Source organism: Mesorhizobium sp. M0778, from assembly GCF_040320105.1.
GTDB lineage: Bacteria > Pseudomonadota > Alphaproteobacteria > Rhizobiales > Rhizobiaceae > Mesorhizobium.
In genome coordinates this window covers 69,661-85,412 of record NZ_JAMYPA010000014.1, presented here as the reverse complement: position 1 = coordinate 85,412, position 15,752 = coordinate 69,661, and the positions used below count along the sequence as shown (strand labels likewise).

The window sequence follows — 15,752 nt, the reverse complement described above, 5'->3', positions numbered from 1 at the left end:
ACGCTAACCTTTCGAAAATCGAACCCCAAACCGGCAAGCGTTTGCGAATCCTTGGGATAGCGCGTCATCGTAGCGAACGCTAGCGGTCGCAATCGCAATCTTATATCAAAACGAAAGAAATCGAAATATTGAGTATTGTTTTGCTTTCGAGTTAGGGTCCCTCTCAATGTCAGATCAAAAATCGCGAAGGGACTGCACCGATATGGGCCTTGGAACTAAAATTCGCTTGTCGCGGCTGTTCTCGCATCGATCTGGAAACCTGTTCGGTGGTGCGGTCGACCATTTCGTAGGCTATGGCAACGTCCGTGAGGGCGGCCTTGCGGATCTCCCCGGCGCGCTCAAGCGAGTGATGGCCGGAGAGCCAGATTACATCAGCATTCAGCCTGGTGCGGCGCGTCATCTGTGGCCGGCTTACGCCGGCAAGGCGGCGCTGGTCATTCAGGCGGGGTGCTTTACGCCCGACGATCGGATCAGTCAGTTGATCGCGACACCCGAAGATGCCGTGCGCTACGGTGCCGATGCGCTGGCCGTCGCCATTCCGGTGCGGGGCGATACCGAGGGCCACTACATTCGCTGGCTTACCGATACGGTCAACGCTGCTGCTCGTTTCGAAATGCCGGTCGTTGCGCATGTTTATCCGCGCGACTATTCAAACGGCTGCAAGATCGTCTTCACGCCCGACGAGATCGCCTATGCAGTTAGGATTGGCTTTGAGACCGGCGTCGACGTGATCAAGGTCGGATACACTGGGGACTTCGACTCATTCAAGGAAACGGTCGCCACTTGCCCGGTTCCCATCGTTATCGCCGGCGGCCCGAAGACCGAGGATCTTCTGGGCGCTCTGACCCAGACCTCTGAAGCCCTGCGCGCCGGCGCGAAGGGTGCGGTCGTGGGGCGCAATTTGTGGGGGCATGGTGACACCACGATGGCAGCGCGTGCGTTCAAGGGCGTCATTCACGACGGGATGGCGCCGCAAGACGCTTTGGCGGCTGCGGCACGTGAGCCGTGACCGGCGATCTTCAGGTCTTGGGCTTCGGAGCCTTGGCGATTGACGACATCATCTATGTCGACAGCCCGCTGGGTGCCGGCAAAGGGAGGGTGACAAATCGCACGAGGGACCACGGCGGCAATGTGGCGACGGCACTCGTTGCTGTCGCCAAGTTGGGCGGGCGTGCCGGTTTCATCGGCTGGCTGAGCGATCAGCCACATTCAGATGTCAGCGCCCGCGAACTTGAACGACACGGTGTCGACATATCGTTCGCGCCACGTCGTTCCGATGCCAGGCCGATCCGGTCGGTGATCACTGTGGCGCCTAATGGTGACCGGTTCATCGCCTATGATGATGATGTGCCGCACGGGACCTCGGATGCGCTGGCCGACAGCGTCCTTGCGCAAGCCCAGGTACTGTTGATCGACGGCTACGCCACGCAGGCGGAGATGGTCGTTGCTCGTGCCCGCACGCTGGGTCTGGCGGTGATCGCCGATATTGAGTGGACAATCGGACCTGCAACCGACCGATTGATCCGCCTATCAAATCACCTCGTATTCCCTCTGGAATTTGCGCAGACCTATACAGGCGAAAAAGAGGCGACGGCGATCCTGCGCAAGCTGTGGTCGGATGACCGCTCCGCGGTCGTGTTGACCGATGGCGATCGAGGCGCCTACCTCCGGCAAAGGGACGATGCCGTTTTGTGGCACGTTCCGGCCTACAAGGTCAGGGCAGTGGACACGACCGGCGCGGGGGATTGTTTCCATGGGGCCTATGCCTTTGCCCTTACACAGGGAAAGCAGCCTGTCGCCTGCGTTATTTATGCAAACGCCGCGGCCGCGATCTCGGTAACGGGCCGCGGTGGCCGTATGGCTCTGCCAGACCACAATGCCTGTCTCGCGTGGATGGCGAAAGAAAATGCGCCTGTGCCCATACCGATTACGTCGCCAGACTGAGAATTCATCGCTCGGATATTGCCGCTTCTGGGGGAACGTCCGGGGAGCGCGCCTTGGCTGCGCCGATGACACTGCCGGTTCGATCTGCAGTCGCGCTGGGTGGAGGCTATTCGACGTTTAGCTAGCGCAGATAATAGGGAGGATGTGACGTGGCCGTTGTTGTGTTGGACAAGATTTGCAAGACCTACGGGACGAAATTCCAAGCAATCAGGGATCTTAGCCTGACGATAAACGATGGCGAGTTCCTCATTCTCGTTGGCCCTTCGGGATGCGGAAAATCGACTGCCTTGCGCATGATCGCGGGGCTGGAAGAGATCAGCAGCGGAACCCTGAGCATTGGCGGCGAGAATGTTGAGGATCTGGCGCCGAAGGACCGCGATATTGCGATGGTCTTTCAGAATTATGCCCTTTATCCGCATATGACAGTGTTCGACAACATAGCCTTCTCGATGAAGCTTGCGGGGAAGAGCAAGGCCGAGCGCACGAAGCGCGTCCATGAAATTGCAAAGACCCTGCAATTGGAAACGCTGCTCGACAGTAAGCCGGCGGCGCTGTCAGGCGGACAACGCCAGCGGGTCGCCATGGGGCGCGCGATGGTGCGCGAACCGGCGGCCTTTCTCATGGATGAACCCTTGTCAAACCTCGATGCCAAGCTGCGCGTGCAAATGCGCGCGGAAATTGTCAGCCTGCAAAGACAGTTGGGGGTGACCACGATTTATGTAACACACGATCAGACCGAAGCCTTGACCATGGGCGACCGGGTTGCGGTCTTAAAAGGCGGTGTGCTTCAGCAGGTCGACACGCCAAAGACACTGTACAATCGGCCAATCAATGCCTTCGTGGCGGGTTTCATCGGGTCGCCGTCGATGAACCTGTTCGAAGGCCGTTTGCACAATGGCAGGATCGACCTGCCGACCTTTTCGATCCCGGTGCCGACGAGTGCGTTTGAGCGCTCGCCTGGTCTGACCGCCTTCGAAGGCAAGACACTCATCTTCGGCATACGCCCCGAGGATCTCTACGACAGCAGTCTGGAATCGGGATCGCGCCATGCCACTCTGCCGGCAATCGTAAAGTCGACGGAGGAATTGGGATCCGAGCTTGTCGTTCACCTGAGTGTCGATGCGGTTCGAATCGATTCCGGCGACCCAGATGCCGTTGAAGATCTAAGCGGTGCGGCAAACGCCGTAGCGAGGTTTGAAGCCGTCAGCGCGGTCGGGCCGGGCGAGTTGATTAATCTTGCGATCAACGCGGCCAAGTTGCACTTCTTCGATCCCCAGACGCATCTCGCAATTTAGCGTGATCCGCGAGGGTTGATCCGGAAAGAATCGGACGCGCAAATTTCGTTAGACGCTGGCTCCACTCTGGTGTGCGAACCCTCGCTCGACCATCAAATCGGTTGGTTGAGGGTTATTTTAAGGCCGTGACTTCTAAGCTGCCAGATCGTAGCCGGCCAGGAGCCAAGCATTCGTGGGCGACTAAGATCGTTGGCTTTGCATCAAGGGAAATTTCGGGCCGTCCTCCTTGGCAAACGGTGCAACCCTGCTCGACATCGTTCAGCGTGCGACACGCCGATTTTTTCACCGGGAGCTCGAGATCGTCTCGTGCCCATTGGTCACCCAACAAAGCGACCAAGAGTCGCCTGAACGCCGTCTAAATTGCGACGTCTTCGCAAGTGCGTGACCTCGCCGAAAGCCCGCTTTTCCGTCCGATCGATGCGCCTTTCATTTGTTTTCTTTTTAGCAAACTGGCTTTCGTTTGGTTACGAAATTAGCCGAGAAATGCGACGCGAGCAATGTGTACAATGGAAAAAATACGCCGGAAAGACTCAGAGAAAAGCGCATATTATTCAACTGCTTACATTTATTTCTGGCTTCCCATTTTCCCAGCCATTCTTCACGATCCCAGTTCTTGATTGACACAAAGACCCGGAAGGGAACCTAGTTTGATCGCGATCGGGAGGATCGAGCCAAAACATTGCTCCGAGGAGGGAAACATGAACGTCAGTAAATATATTGTAGCGGCTTCGTCCGCTGTGGCCGTCTGGGTACTATCTGCCACCTGCGCCTTCGCTGAGACCAATCTCGAATTCATCCAATGGTGGGAGCCCGAACTGCCCGCTGGCGCTCTGCGTGGCATCATGGATGAGTTCGAAGCTAAAAACCCTGGCATCAAGGTGACGCTTGTCAGCGGCCCCTACTCCGCCACCCATGATCAGATCGTGGTCGGCGCCGCGTCGGGTACGCTCAGCGATGTCGTCGGCCTGGACGGCGCATGGGTCAACGGGCTTGCAAAGCAGGGCGCAATCGCGTCGATGGACAGCCTAATGGCCGACGCCAAATATGACCCGAGCCAGATCGCTGACATCATCAAGGTCAACGGCCAAAGCGTCATGTTCCCGCTAGCCTCGTTCGTATACCCGGTCTTCGTCAATCTCGATCTGGCCAAGGCTGCCGGTGTCGACAAGATGCCGACTACCCGCACAGAATTCGCCGCTGCCGCGAAGAAGATGACCAATACGGACAAGAACGAATACGGGTGGGTGCTGCCGCTATCGCTGCAAAATCCCGGCGGCATCCAGAACGACGTGATGTCTTGGGTGTGGGCTTCCGGGGCGTCGATGCTCAAGGACGGTAAGCCCGATGTGGAAAATAGTGCCGTGGTCGGTACGCTCGAATACATCAAGTCCCTGCAGGACGCCGGCGTCATATCGCCAGGCATCTTTGCCAAGAAGGAACAGGACAAGGTCGAAGAGTTCGTCAACGGCCGCGTTGGAATGATGATCGACTCGCTGGCACATATCAATCTTATCCGCCAGCGCAACCCCGATCTCAAGTTCGGCATCTCTGCCCTGCCTGCGGTTGATGGCTATTCGGGTAAGCGCGGACTGCCCTATGCCTCGTGGGGCATCGGCATCAGCAACAGCACCGAGCACAAGGCTGAGGCCTGGAAGCTTGTTGAATATCTGATGAGCCCGGAAGTGAACGGCCGCCTGGTATCGCTCGCAAACGCCTTTCCAGGCAATGTGCACGCGAAGCCTGACTTCTCGAAATCGGACCCGCTATTTGAGGAAGCCTTCAAGATCTACCAAAGCGGCCACCTGGCCAACGAATTCGTGGGCCTGCCCGTCGCCGAGGACCTGATGCGAGACATGAACGTCGAAGTGCAAAAGATGTTCGACGGCCAGCAAACCGCAAAGGACGCGGCTGCCAATACGCAAAAGCAGTGGTTGGTTGACTTCGCCAAGTAGGCGCAGCTCCAGACAATTCCGGCAGCGCGATATGGTTCTATCGCGCTGCCGCTGCATCGTAACCAGACGATACGTTCCTACGATCAAACGGGTTACACCTCATGAGCCTCGCCAACGAAGGTCTGATCGTCACGCCAACGAAAGTGCGCAAGCGTGGCATGATCTCTTACAAGACAAGAAAGAGGCTGATCCCGCTGTTTTACGTGGCACCAGCCACGTTTTTGTTTTGCCTGCTCATGCTGTTTCCCATGATCACGGTCCTGCGCTATTCGCTGATGGACGGCGCGATCATGAAAAAGGACGCTGCTTTCGTAGGGTTGCGGAACTACGTGACGATCTTCGCAGATCCGGTTTTCTGGCAGTCGGTCGGGCAGACCCTCTATTTCACGGTGATGAGCGTCATTTTCCATCTTCTAATCGGCTTGGCCTTCGCGCTCTTGCTGAACACCCAACGCGTCCATCCGGTGATTAGAAGCATTCTGCGTGTTCTCTACATCTTGCCCTGGCTCTTTACGGCAGTGATCATCGCGATCATATGGCGGTTGCTTTTGGATCCCAACGGCGTGGTCAACAGCATCCTGATGGCGCTCCATATCGTCAACTTCAAGGTCGAGTGGTTCTCCTCGACGAAAACCGCGCTCCATGCGTTGACGTTTGCGAACATCTGGGCGGGATACCCGCTTTACATGGTCAGCTTGCTCGCCGGTCTGCAGGGCATCCCCAAGGACCTTTACGAGGCCGCAGGCATCGATGGGGCCAATGAGTTCCAAAAGTTCCGGTACATCACGATTCCGCAGCTGATGCCGATCATCATCAGCATCGCCTTGCTGGATTTCATCTGGACGATGCAGGTCTTCCCGCTGGTCTGGATGACAACGGGCGGTGGCCCGATCCATGCGACCGAGGTGCTAAGCACATATACCTATAAGCTTGCGTTTTCGAGTTACGAATTTTCACAAGCCTCGGCGAGCGCGATCTTCATCCTGATCATCTCGATGGGCGCGACTTACTTCTACATCAAACACCAGAAGGCCAGGTGACCGGCAATGGCAAAGCGCTCTTCTTTCAAAAACACCGTATTGCCCACCGTACTGACATATCTGGGGCTCGCGGCCGGTCTGGTCTTTGCAGGTTTTCCCATCCTGTGGATGTTTTTCACTTCGTTGAAATCGAACACCGAGATCTTTGCCCTACCGCCGAGGCTGCTGCCCGACCATTTCACCAACGTAGCCTACCTTTCGATCTTCAATGATCCGGTCAAGGTGCGCTTCTTTCTCAACAGCTATCTCGTCGCGGGAGTGGTAACGCTTCTGACGCTGCTGGTCGCCATTCTTACGGCCTATGGCTTCAGCCGCTATTCATTCCGTTTTAAGAATACGCTTAACGTCTTCATCATCAGCACGCAGACCGTCCCGCCGATCACGCTTCTCATCCCCTATTTCGGCATGGTCGTCGCCTTCGGCATTTTCAACACCTATTTCGCGCTGATTCTAACCTACATGGTGTTCACCCTGCCTTACGCAATTCTGCTGATGACCGGCTATCTCAATACCCTGCCAAGGGAACTCGATGAGGCGGTGTTGGTCGATGGCGGGTCAAGTTGGACAGCGCTGTGGCGTGTGGTTATCCCTCTTTCAGTGCCTGGCATCGTCGCGACTGCGGTCTATACGTTTCTGTTGGCGTGGAATGAGTTCCTCTTTGCGCTCACTTTGACGAAGTCGACAGACATGCGGACCGTTCCAATCGGTATCGAGTTGCTAATGGGCCAACATGCGTTCGAATGGAACGAGATGATGGCAATGAGCGTGCTGGGATCGCTCCCGCTTCTGATCCTGTATCTGATTGCACAGCGTTATTTCCTCGCAGGCTTGGCCGCCGGGTCGGTGAAGATCTGAGCGGCTGGACTCCCAGTTCGCCGCTCTCGTCATCCCGTTGAGGGATTGGCCGGAATGGTGTTGCTGAACACAAACACCCCCAATGTCCGGCTACCCGGTTCGAACGTGATCGTCCATTCCTGCCAGCAGGGAAGCAATCAACGCTGGGATCATACTGGCGGCCAACTTAGGAGTCGTGCTTCCGGCCTATGCTTGACCGCGCATGACGGCGCACAGTTCACTATGGAAAGCTGCACTCCCGGCACGCGCAATCAGATTTGGCACCTGCCTCTCCTGCCTGCCGCACCTAGATGATTGTGGCACGGGACAAACAGAATTCGATTCCTCGCAGCAGCCTCTAACAGACGCGACAGCGCAGTGCGAAAGACCACCGCGGAAAACTTAGGAAAGAAGCTGTACGGATTGTCCCTGCGCCGAAAGCAGTTTGGCGGCCTTCCGGTCAAACGAGACGAAAGTCTCCCCGCCAAGCCAGCCGCCGTCAAAAGCGATCACGCCGTCCGCGAAATCGCCGCCGGCATCGAGGACTGACAGCCCTGCCTCAACTGCCGGCCGGTTGACGACAACATTCGCGGTGTTCAGCAACGCCCGGATCGCCGCGGCAATATTTTCGCGCTCTGTCTGGTATTGCCTGGCCAGAACCCAGGCGAACTCGCACAAGGCCTGCAAGCTCACGGCCACGATGTCCGCTTTGGCCAGCAGGTCGACGGCAACGGCCGCCTGCCCCTCATCATCGGCGACATAGGCGCGCAGCAGCACATTCGTGTCGGCCGTAACCCTCATTCCTTGCCGGACCCGGCCGCGGCGCCCGCTTCCGCTATCGCCTCGTTGATCTCCTCGATGCTGAGCACCTGGCCGTCCGTCTTGCCTCTGAGGAAGCCGTGGAGGTCCCGGAACGACCCTTTCGCCCGTGCCGCCTTCAATTCCGCCCGACCGTCGGGCAGCAGATCAAGCTCGATCTTCTCGCCCGGCTTGATGCCCAGATGTTGCAGCACGTCCTTGCGGAACGTCACCTGTCCCCTTGTCGTCACTGTTAACGTTGTCATATTAAACATTTCCTGTTCATCGCAATAAGATAATGCAAATCTGCATTATTATCAATGCAGATCGTCGGGGCCAAGCTTGGCGTCCATGCGGCGACAGAATCGGATTCCTGCCGTTTAGAAAGCCGCCAGGCACTGTGGATTCGCTCTCGCCCCCTAGTTCGGCAGATTCGTTGATTTCCCAACGTCGAGTGGATCACGAACGGTCGCTTCGAGTATCTCGAGATAGCTTTTTCGACGTTGCGGCCGGTCTGGACCGCTGCCCTCCATCTGCTCTGCGATCTTCTTCAGATTTTCCGCCGCCGGCCAGAAACGACCATCACCTTGGCGAATTCGCTCATAGCGGACAAACAGGGCAGGTCAGCCACGATTGGCGGATCCAAGGGGCTCGCGCACTTCCGTGCTAATGGACATCTTGCAACCGATGCCGACCGGTTGCCCAAGAAAGCGCTTCTTCGAGCCGGTCGTCTCCCCAAAAAGTTTCGCCATTTACCACGAACGCAGGCGAACCGAAAATTCCGTATTCGCGCGCCGCATCGGTTTCCATCTTGAGCCGCTCGTGGGCGGCGGGTGCGTTGGCCTGAGCGATCACCGCATCCACGTCTTTGCCGAGTGGCCGAAGCACGTGTTCAAGGTGGGCTCTGTCGCCGAGGGCCACGCCCTCCAAATACCAAGCCTTGAAGCTCTCGATTGTATAGTCCTCACACCAGCCGCCTTCCGCGGCGACCATAGCAACCCTGTTGGCCAGAAGGTCGGGGTCGGTTGGCCAGATGGGTGCATTTACGAAGGGTAGCGCGTGAGTTCGCGCCCTGCGCTGCACGTCACGCCACATGTATTTGACCTTGGCGGTCTGCGAGCGAAGCGCAATGTTGTTTTCCGCCATGACGGTGCGGACATTGAATGGACGCCATCTGACGGTAATGCCAGCGTCCCTCGCCAAAGGGCCGATACGCATGACGGAGAGGTATGCATAACCACTCCCAAGGAAATAGAAAAATTCGAGTTGCCTCATCCGCTGTCTCCTCGACACTGTCTGGAGCCCGGGCGTTCACGCGATCGTCGACGCCACCACTACGCTGCCAGCTGCCCTTACCAAGACTTCACGCGTCGCCTCCCAGTTTCCTGGTCGTCATGGCGCATCGAAGGCATCCTGCCCAAACATCAGGGTAATTGCTGAGTTCCTGTATTGCGCAAGCGAGATCCCTGTCTTCGCTCTGTGAAAAGGCTTGCCGAATTGCTTCCCAACCACGCAACGTTACAGTGGAAGAGACGATCCACCTGGCATCTTCCGCCTAGGCTGAAGCACAAGCTGCTGCCTTGAACCGATTCACGAGCTGCAACGTATTCTCTCGTGATTGGGCAAAGTCTAAGCTAAAGCCAACTATGGCCTCCTGCCTCCCGACGCACACTATCGCCCAACGTTGGAGCGTAGGCAATATTGTATTAGCGTCAACTTGAATACCGCCATCGTCGCTCCCGGCTCACCCTGGCGCGGCGAATAGGCATTGGTGACGTGGTGGCGATCACCGCGGCACAGGGCGCGGGCCTATCCGCGTCTCAGCCGCAGCTCGCGCGTGACTCCCGGCGGCGAAATTCGAACTCCGGACCCCTAGAGTCGAAGTTACTAGTGTCAAAATAGTTGTTTTAGATGAATTACTTAATCAAAATGTCGTTTTCGAAAGCCTTGGAAATCCAAGATCATCGGATCGCCTAGAGTAGAGGCTTCGTCTCGCGCACTTCCTGGTTCTGTCCGCGATCGATCCAGCCGTTGGCGATTGAGCAGCATGGAATCGCCGAATTCATGCGTGCGATATCGGTGCTCGGCGAAGGCCGCGGAGGCCTTGGCGAGCAGAGCATCGTCGGCAAAGGCGCGCAGCAGCTCGAAATGGCTTTCGCCGGGCTGGTGGACGCCTGTTAGAATCGCATCGACCACGCGAAGTGGGGTGCCCAGCGCGATGCGCCCGGTCGCAATGCCGTTTGCGGCACGCACATTGCCGTCGGGGTTGGCAGCTGCCTCAAGCGCGCGCACCACGCTCGTGCCGATTGCGATAATGCGGCTGCCGCGGAGCTTCGCCCGCGCGACCTGGGCCGCGGTGCGCTCGGGAATGCGGTACGGCTCGTCGAAAGGGAGGCGCAAGTCGAGCGCGGGGTCCCCGGTGGAAGACACGCCCGCGGCATGCGTGAGTGTTGCGAAGCCCACGTCTCGCCGACGCCAGGCCTGGAGCGTGCGCCAGTCGAGTGCGAACCCTGCCGAGGGCGCCTCGAACGCCACCGGCCCGGCGGCAATCTTCGTCCAAACATTCCAAAGTGCCAACGGTTCGCGAACATTGGCATATTGGATCGGCCGGCCGTGCTGCGCCACTCCTGCAAGCACCGCTGCGCGGTTGCCTCGGAAGCGCAATTCGAGAAGGCGAGGATGGTCGAGAAGGCGCTCTATGACGGCTTCAAGCCGGCCGAGCCGGAGGTGATCGCCTGGTGATAGCGGGGGCGGAGGCAGCCGATTTTCCGTGCGCATGCGGTGATCGCCCGCGCCGAAGGCAATCGCCAGGAAGTTGGTTGGGTCGGGAAATGTCAGCCAGCCTGCCAGGCGGATCTCGATCGCCTCGTCGCTGGGAAGGTGCGTGCCGCGCAAGCTGGCAGGCAAGGTCGCGGCGTCATTGGCGATGACAAGATCGCCGGCATCGAACAGTATCGCGAGTTCAGTGCGCGGCAGGTCGCGCGTCGCGCCGTCCGCCTCCACGACGAGCAGCCTGGCGGCGCGCCGATCCGGACGGTCGGCGGCAATCATCCGCGTGTCTCGGCGAGAAGTGTTGCGCCGGCCGGCAACGTATCGAGCATCTTTTCGATGATCTCGGCAGCAGCCAGGTCGGGACGCTTCAATGTCGACGGATCGGCGTCAGGAAGCGCCAGCGCGTGCAGCGGGGTGTCCATATCGCCGGGGTCGAGCGCGAGGTGCCGGATGCCGTCGGCCTTCGCCTCCTCGTCCCAAATCGCCGTCAGGTGAGCAAGAGCGGCCTTGCTCACACCATACGCGCCCCAGCAGGGATAAGCGTTCACCGCCGCGTCGCTGGAAATGTTGATCACCAGCGCGCCACGGTCCTCGCGCGCGGACGCGGCAAGTGCACCGAACAGTGCTTTCGTCAGCCGGAACGCGCCGACGAGGTTGACCGCGAGCGCTTTTTCCAGCTCCTCGCACTCGGTATCGGCAAGGAGCGCCAGTGGAACGGGCCCGAGGCTCGACGCATTGTTGATCAGAACGTCGAGCCCGCCTAGGCTCGCGGTGACCTGCAACGCGATCGGGTAGATGTCGTCTTTTTTGCCGACGTCGCCGACGATGCCATGTGCGCCCGTCTCGTCAGCGATGCGTTCGACGTTCGCGGCAGTGCGGGCAACGAAGGCGACGAACGCACCCTCTCTGGCAAGCTGCCGGACAAGGGCCAGTCCTAGGCCGGACGTGCCGCCGGTGACTGCTACACGAAGTCCCTGAAGATCAATGTTGGTCAGCATTGACGATACTCCTTCAATCCGTACAACTTATTGGTACAAGCTGAAGTTAACTTGAGGTCAAGCATTCATTCCGTGGATCGATGCCGACCAGACTCACGTATCGAGGCGCACCTTCGCCTTGTCGGCCAGCGGGCTGATCGCATGCGAGCGGGCCGGAACGGGCGCAAGCGCAGCCGCGATCATGCCGAGCCGGATCGCCTTATCGTCTTGACGCCGCGTATTGGCTGTCGATCGAGGCGATCGGCTCCGAGTTCACCGTGATTATCAGGCCGGTGAAGGAAGCGTGTCGCCGTGCAAGCGCCATCGGGTTGCGGCGGCGGAAACAATTCTCAGCCTCGCCGAACGCCACCAGTACACTACCAATCTGCAGGCGCGGGGCTTGGGAGGCTCGCGATCGGGCCTGGTCGGACTGATGCCGCCCATCCACGACAATCGCTACTTCTCCGCCATGGCGCAGACTTTTGAGGGACATGTGCGCAGCCGGGGCCAATGCTCGGTCGTGGTCAGTGCCAGCCGCGACCAGGAGAGGAACGGCGGACGCGGAGACGTTTTCTCGATGACGGCGGCTTCTCCGGCTGACCAAGGCCCACCGGCTTCACTCAACCAAAGAAATATGATCATGATCTGGACCGAGACGATCGGCTTCCTCGGAAGCTTCTTCGCCGTTCTCACCTACTCAATGAAGCCTCAATGAAGCCATGCTGTGGCTGCGCATAACGGCGGTGCTGAGATGGTTTGTGCTTTGCCGCCTATGGCGCCCCTCATCGGCAGCTTACCCTGAGCCTGATGGAACTGGTGCTGCTGCCGGTTAATGCCTGGCGCCTGTTCGAACTTCTCCATCAAACTCAGCCGGGCCGGATTCAGGGGGCCCGAAAATGCCAACACCGCATCTCTGGCTGCTGCTCCGGTGGGCGCTTTCCCTCTGGGTGCTCGGCCGGATCTGGCTTGTGATCGCCGCTAGCGACCGCTTTCAGGAAGTGGCAGAGCTCGTCTCAACCGCCGAGACGAGGCGCAAATTCGCCTAGCGCCTCAACGCCGCATAGTTCCGCCTTTGATGGGCGACAGTGGACCGGCGGTTTTCGGGATGACCATCTTCCATGCCGAACGGCTGTGATGCGACGCATTGCGGAAATCGAGCCCCGTAACTGAGCGGTGGCTTTCAGAACATGATGACCTCTCCGCGAAGTCGAGAGGCCATCGTGATCAGATCTCGGTTCCCTCGGCGATGTGAGCGCGTCCCCGACCTCGACATCCGGATGGCGAACCGTATTCTCGATCTCGGTGTGCCCAAGCAGGATCTGAACCGCCCGGAGGTTGCCTGTTGCCTTATAAGAAGCGGATCGAAACCGGAAGTTCGACGCGAATTCAACGGAGAGCTCGCCGGCTGTTCACGCTGCTCTACGCGCTCAGTCCTAAGACAAGCCGCCAGAGAACTGGCCTTCCAGAAGCGACGCAGGTCAAGGGAACGTCGCCTCGCCGGGCATCTTTGCAACTGCGACGATCACTCTGGCACGCCGGAGATGCCCAGCGCCTCGACATAACGCTCGGCGAACACCTCGTCCAGCCACGGGTTGATCTGTCTCTGCAGGGTGAGCGTGTAGGTCGGGAACGCCTTCATAAGACGCCGCGCCGCCGCCTGCGCCTCGTCCAGCCGGTTGAGTTTGACCAGCGCCATGATCACCACCGGGTGCGAGGAGCCGTAGTTCGGCATCTCGTGCAGCGCGCGTTCTCCCCATGCCAGCGCTTCCTCGTAGCGCTCGAGCATCAGGTAGCTCATCCCGATGCCGGAGAGCGCGATGCCCTTCTCGGGGTCGATCGGGCTCAGCCGCATTGCCCTGTGAAAGTGCTCGATGGCGACGAGCGGGCGGCTGGAATGTGCGTTCACCCAGCCGCTGCCCGTATGGCCCTGCGCCGAATTGGGGTTGAGCAGCAGGGATCGCTCGATCGTGCGCAACGCCATCTCGTAGTCCTTCGCGCTGTAGGCGATCACCTGCGCGGCGAAGCGTAGGCTCGTGGGATCGTCGCGCGCTTCCGCCAGTACCTCTCGCGCCATGCGCGCGGCGACTCGGATATCGTCGGGCTCGTGCCAGCACTGGCTCACGGATAGGCTGCGGATATAGGCGCCGAGTGCCTTCGCCAAGTTGAAGCCAGGGTCGATGCTGAGCGCCTCGTTGGTGAGCCGGCGCACGTCGGCAAAGCCTTCGCGCGTCATGCTGTAGAAGCGCGGCAGCGCGCGAAGGTAGAGGTCGTAGGCGCTGATGTACTCGGTCGGTTTCATGCGCGCCTGCTTGATCTCCTGCAGCCGGATGCTCGGTTCGACCGCACCGACGACGCTCTCGGTCACCTTGTCCTGCAGGTCGAAGATGTCGCTCACATCGCCCTCGAAGCGGTCAGTCCAGACATGGTGCCCACTGATCGCGTCCACCAGCTGCCCGCTGATACGCACCCGCGATCCTGCTCTGCGGATGCTGCCTTCTAGCACGTAGCGGACGCCCAGCTCGCGCCCGACCTGGCGCAGGTCTACCGCCCGGCCCTTGTAGGTGAAGGACGAGTTGCGGGCGATCACGAAGAAGGAGTTCACCCGACTCAATCCCGTGATGATGTCCTCCACCAGCCCGTCGGCGAAGTATTCCTGGTCGGGGTCGCCGCTCATGTTGGTGAAAGGCAGGACCGCGATCGAGGGTTTCTCGGGCAAGGGAGGCGATGCAGCCACCGAGGCGCTGGTGTCGGACTCGACGCGGTAGGCGCGCACGGGCCGCTCGATGTTCTTGAGGCGCAGGTTGCCGAGCGGCCTGAAGCCGCAATCGAGCTTGCCCTGAAGGTGGTCGTACGCGGTGCCGGAGACGACCACGGTGCCGGGATCGGCGATGCTTTCGAGTCGGGCGGCGATGTTGACCCCGTCACCGTAGAGGTCGCCGTCCTCCTCGCAGACCACGTCGCCGAGATTGACACCGATGCGCAAGCGAATCCGCTCTTCCTCGGGCATCTCCGCCTCATGTTCTGCCAGGGCCTGCTGAATCGCCATTGCCGAGGTCACCGCGTTAACGACGCTCGCGAACTCGCACAGCATGCCGTCGCCGGTGAGCTTGACGATCCGACCCTGGTGCACAGAGACCAGCTGTTCGAGGAGGTCCTTGCGGTACATCTTCAGCCGCTCGAGCGTGCCGCGCTCGTCGCGCTCCGTCAGGCGCGAATAGCCGACCACGTCGCAAGCCATGATCGCTGCGAGGTGGCGCTGCGTGGTCACTGCACCGCTCAGCCAAGCGCCTGCACGCGGGCCGCCCCGCGTCCATGTCCTGCCAACTTCCAGACGCCCCATGCGCATGGTATCTATCTCTCCCAGTCGCCGCCGTCGCCGATATAGAACGCAGAACGCAGCTCGACCTTGCCTTCACGAGGTTTCGCTAACCCTCTTGCGAGGCGTGGAGCGTTCCAGTCGCCGCGCCCACGCAGCCTCTGGAGACGCTGACACGTCACTCCCAGAAGGCCGGAGATATTTCTTGCCCTGTGTAACCGGTTGACGCCACCGTGGCGGTGCTTTTGTCACGGCGATGTAACAGCGAGATGGCCTGCGAGCGCGCGCATCGGGCATTACACCAGACGTTTGCGCATAGAGGTGCTGAGGTCGGCAGGTGGTGCGGGCGCGACCTTCAGCATGGTCAGCTGCGATGTCTGGCTTTTGGGCGAAAGCAAAATCCGCCTCTGCGGCCGATATTGAAGCGTAAAACTGCCATTCACTTCGTGATAGATGTAGGCCGGCTTCAATTCAGAACCGACCTCGGCCAAAGGCTACCTTTGAGCCAAGATGGCCTTAGTTGCATGTGATTGGGCAAACACGCCGACTTCCTCAGTCGGCTATTGTCAAGCCGCTCGGGCTTCATGTCTTCGCCGCTCACCATTTTGTCACGGCGGAGAAATCGAGTTTGCCTGAGCCGAGGATAGTCACTTTCGCAACGACGCCCACCTCGGCCGGTACCCTCAGGTCCATGGCGCCATGGGCCTTGGCGAAGACCAGGAATTCGGTACGCGTGGCGTTGACGGCCTCGGTGACGAGGATCAAACCAGTCGAATTCGGCATTCCGGCACGCATACGTATTGGTGGTCAGGCTCGCTGGCGGA

At 59.5% G+C, this 15,752-nt stretch carries 16 protein-coding genes and 2 pseudogenes; 9 read left to right on the top strand and 9 right to left on the bottom strand.

Features of this window, described 5'->3' with window-relative positions:
- Positions 1-202 precede the first annotated feature (202 nt).
- The 7 genes from NKI22_RS20075 to NKI22_RS20045 all read left to right on the top strand — a co-directional run bounded on the left by NKI22_RS20075 (position 203) and on the right by NKI22_RS20045 (position 7,380).
- On the top strand, positions 203-1,009 hold the full coding sequence (locus NKI22_RS20075) for a beta/alpha barrel domain-containing protein (protein WP_352496431.1): 807 nt from the start codon (positions 203-205) through the stop codon (positions 1,007-1,009).
- Positions 1,006-1,944, top strand: a complete 939-nt coding sequence (locus tag NKI22_RS20070; RefSeq protein ID WP_352718079.1) for a PfkB family carbohydrate kinase — start codon at positions 1,006-1,008, stop codon at positions 1,942-1,944. The genes NKI22_RS20075 and NKI22_RS20070 overlap by 4 nt, the downstream gene beginning before the upstream one ends.
- Before the next feature lie 149 nt (positions 1,945-2,093).
- On the top strand, positions 2,094-3,239 hold the full coding sequence (locus NKI22_RS20065) for an ABC transporter ATP-binding protein (RefSeq protein WP_023721857.1): 1,146 nt from the start codon (positions 2,094-2,096) through the stop codon (positions 3,237-3,239).
- Between the two features lie 698 nt (positions 3,240-3,937).
- Entirely contained in the window at positions 3,938-5,191 is a 1,254-nt protein-coding gene (locus NKI22_RS20060) for an ABC transporter substrate-binding protein (protein ID WP_352958734.1), read from the top strand.
- A gap of 158 nt (positions 5,192-5,349) precedes the next feature.
- Positions 5,350-6,231, top strand: a complete 882-nt coding sequence (locus tag NKI22_RS20055) for a carbohydrate ABC transporter permease (protein ID WP_198030552.1) — start codon at positions 5,350-5,352, stop codon at positions 6,229-6,231.
- A 6-nt stretch (positions 6,232-6,237) separates the two neighbouring features.
- On the top strand, positions 6,238-7,086 hold the full coding sequence (locus NKI22_RS20050) for a carbohydrate ABC transporter permease (RefSeq protein ID WP_352591001.1): 849 nt from the start codon (positions 6,238-6,240) through the stop codon (positions 7,084-7,086).
- 54 nt (positions 7,087-7,140) lie between these two features.
- Positions 7,141-7,380 (top strand): ricin-type beta-trefoil lectin domain protein, encoded by a 240-nt coding sequence (locus NKI22_RS20045; RefSeq protein ID WP_352590998.1) that lies wholly within the window; start codon positions 7,141-7,143, stop codon positions 7,378-7,380.
- Positions 7,381-7,467: 87 nt separating this feature from the next.
- Here the strand turns inward: NKI22_RS20045 and NKI22_RS20040 are convergent, their stop codons facing one another.
- The 5 genes from NKI22_RS20040 to NKI22_RS20020 all read right to left on the bottom strand — a co-directional run bounded on the left by NKI22_RS20040 (position 7,468) and on the right by NKI22_RS20020 (position 11,633).
- Positions 7,468-7,866 (bottom strand): type II toxin-antitoxin system VapC family toxin, encoded by a 399-nt coding sequence (locus NKI22_RS20040; protein WP_352516340.1) that lies wholly within the window; start codon positions 7,864-7,866, stop codon positions 7,468-7,470.
- Complete coding sequence (locus tag NKI22_RS20035) at positions 7,863-8,129, bottom strand: AbrB/MazE/SpoVT family DNA-binding domain-containing protein (RefSeq protein WP_352718076.1); 267 nt, start codon at positions 8,127-8,129, stop codon at positions 7,863-7,865. Before NKI22_RS20035 ends, NKI22_RS20040 begins: the two co-directional genes overlap by 4 nt.
- 400 nt (positions 8,130-8,529) lie before the next feature.
- Positions 8,530-9,138, bottom strand: coding sequence for a 2-hydroxychromene-2-carboxylate isomerase (locus tag NKI22_RS20030; RefSeq protein WP_352718074.1), 609 nt, complete (start codon positions 9,136-9,138; stop codon positions 8,530-8,532).
- Positions 9,139-9,783: 645 nt separating this feature from the next.
- Complete coding sequence (locus NKI22_RS20025) at positions 9,784-10,914, bottom strand: S-adenosylmethionine:tRNA ribosyltransferase-isomerase (protein WP_352718072.1); 1,131 nt, start codon at positions 10,912-10,914, stop codon at positions 9,784-9,786.
- Positions 10,911-11,633, bottom strand: a complete 723-nt coding sequence (locus tag NKI22_RS20020; protein WP_352718070.1) for an SDR family NAD(P)-dependent oxidoreductase — start codon at positions 11,631-11,633, stop codon at positions 10,911-10,913. The genes NKI22_RS20025 and NKI22_RS20020 overlap by 4 nt, the downstream gene beginning before the upstream one ends.
- A 316-nt stretch (positions 11,634-11,949) precedes the next feature.
- Here NKI22_RS20020 and NKI22_RS20015 point away from each other — a divergent pair.
- Both NKI22_RS20015 and NKI22_RS20010 read left to right on the top strand, forming a co-directional pair.
- Positions 11,950-12,159, top strand: a pseudogene (locus NKI22_RS20015) (LacI family transcriptional regulator); the annotation flags it as partial.
- Positions 12,160-12,508: 349 nt separating this feature from the next.
- Positions 12,509-12,658: a hypothetical protein gene (locus tag NKI22_RS20010; protein WP_023721868.1), complete on the top strand. Its 150-nt coding sequence runs from the start codon at positions 12,509-12,511 to the stop codon at positions 12,656-12,658.
- Between the two features lie 178 nt (positions 12,659-12,836).
- Here the strand turns inward: NKI22_RS20010 and NKI22_RS31485 are convergent.
- From NKI22_RS31485 to NKI22_RS19995, 4 genes and pseudogenes are all read right to left on the bottom strand, one after another.
- Positions 12,837-12,973: pseudogene (locus NKI22_RS31485) on the bottom strand (integrase); the annotation flags it as partial.
- Positions 12,974-13,134: 161 nt separating this feature from the next.
- On the bottom strand, positions 13,135-14,880 hold the full coding sequence (locus tag NKI22_RS20005; RefSeq protein WP_352958730.1) for an adenylate/guanylate cyclase domain-containing protein: 1,746 nt from the start codon (positions 14,878-14,880) through the stop codon (positions 13,135-13,137).
- A 344-nt stretch (positions 14,881-15,224) separates the two neighbouring features.
- A complete protein-coding gene (locus NKI22_RS20000; protein ID WP_352516339.1) occupies positions 15,225-15,419 on the bottom strand; it encodes a hypothetical protein in 195 nt (64 codons plus the stop codon).
- A 106-nt stretch (positions 15,420-15,525) separates the two neighbouring features.
- A complete protein-coding gene (locus NKI22_RS19995) occupies positions 15,526-15,711 on the bottom strand; it encodes a hypothetical protein (RefSeq protein WP_156948243.1) in 186 nt (61 codons plus the stop codon).
- Positions 15,712-15,752: the final 41 nt, after the last annotated feature.

What these genes read in the sequence shown, in the direction of transcription:
- NKI22_RS20050 (WP_352591001.1), top strand. Translation starts at nt 6,238, where the DNA reads ATGGCAAAGCGCTCTTCTTTCAAAAACACCGTATTGCCCACCGTACTG.
- NKI22_RS20010 (WP_023721868.1), top strand. Translation starts at nt 12,509, where the DNA reads ATGCCAACACCGCATCTCTGGCTGCTGCTCCGGTGGGCGCTTTCCCTC.
- NKI22_RS20055 (WP_198030552.1), top strand. Translation starts at nt 5,350, where the DNA reads ATGATCTCTTACAAGACAAGAAAGAGGCTGATCCCGCTGTTTTACGTG.
- NKI22_RS20075 (WP_352496431.1), top strand. Translation starts at nt 203, where the DNA reads ATGGGCCTTGGAACTAAAATTCGCTTGTCGCGGCTGTTCTCGCATCGA.
- NKI22_RS20045 (WP_352590998.1), top strand. Translation starts at nt 7,141, where the DNA reads ATGGTGTTGCTGAACACAAACACCCCCAATGTCCGGCTACCCGGTTCG.
- NKI22_RS19995 (WP_156948243.1), bottom strand. Translation starts at nt 15,711, where the DNA reads ATGCCGAATTCGACTGGTTTGATCCTCGTCACCGAGGCCGTCAACGCC.
- NKI22_RS20060 (WP_352958734.1), top strand. Translation starts at nt 3,938, where the DNA reads ATGAACGTCAGTAAATATATTGTAGCGGCTTCGTCCGCTGTGGCCGTC.
- NKI22_RS20025 (WP_352718072.1), bottom strand. Translation starts at nt 10,914, where the DNA reads ATGATTGCCGCCGACCGTCCGGATCGGCGCGCCGCCAGGCTGCTCGTC.
- NKI22_RS20035 (WP_352718076.1), bottom strand. Translation starts at nt 8,129, where the DNA reads ATGACAACGTTAACAGTGACGACAAGGGGACAGGTGACGTTCCGCAAG.
- NKI22_RS20030 (WP_352718074.1), bottom strand. Translation starts at nt 9,138, where the DNA reads ATGAGGCAACTCGAATTTTTCTATTTCCTTGGGAGTGGTTATGCATAC.
- NKI22_RS20020 (WP_352718070.1), bottom strand. Translation starts at nt 11,633, where the DNA reads ATGCTGACCAACATTGATCTTCAGGGACTTCGTGTAGCAGTCACCGGC.
- NKI22_RS20040 (WP_352516340.1), bottom strand. Translation starts at nt 7,866, where the DNA reads ATGAGGGTTACGGCCGACACGAATGTGCTGCTGCGCGCCTATGTCGCC.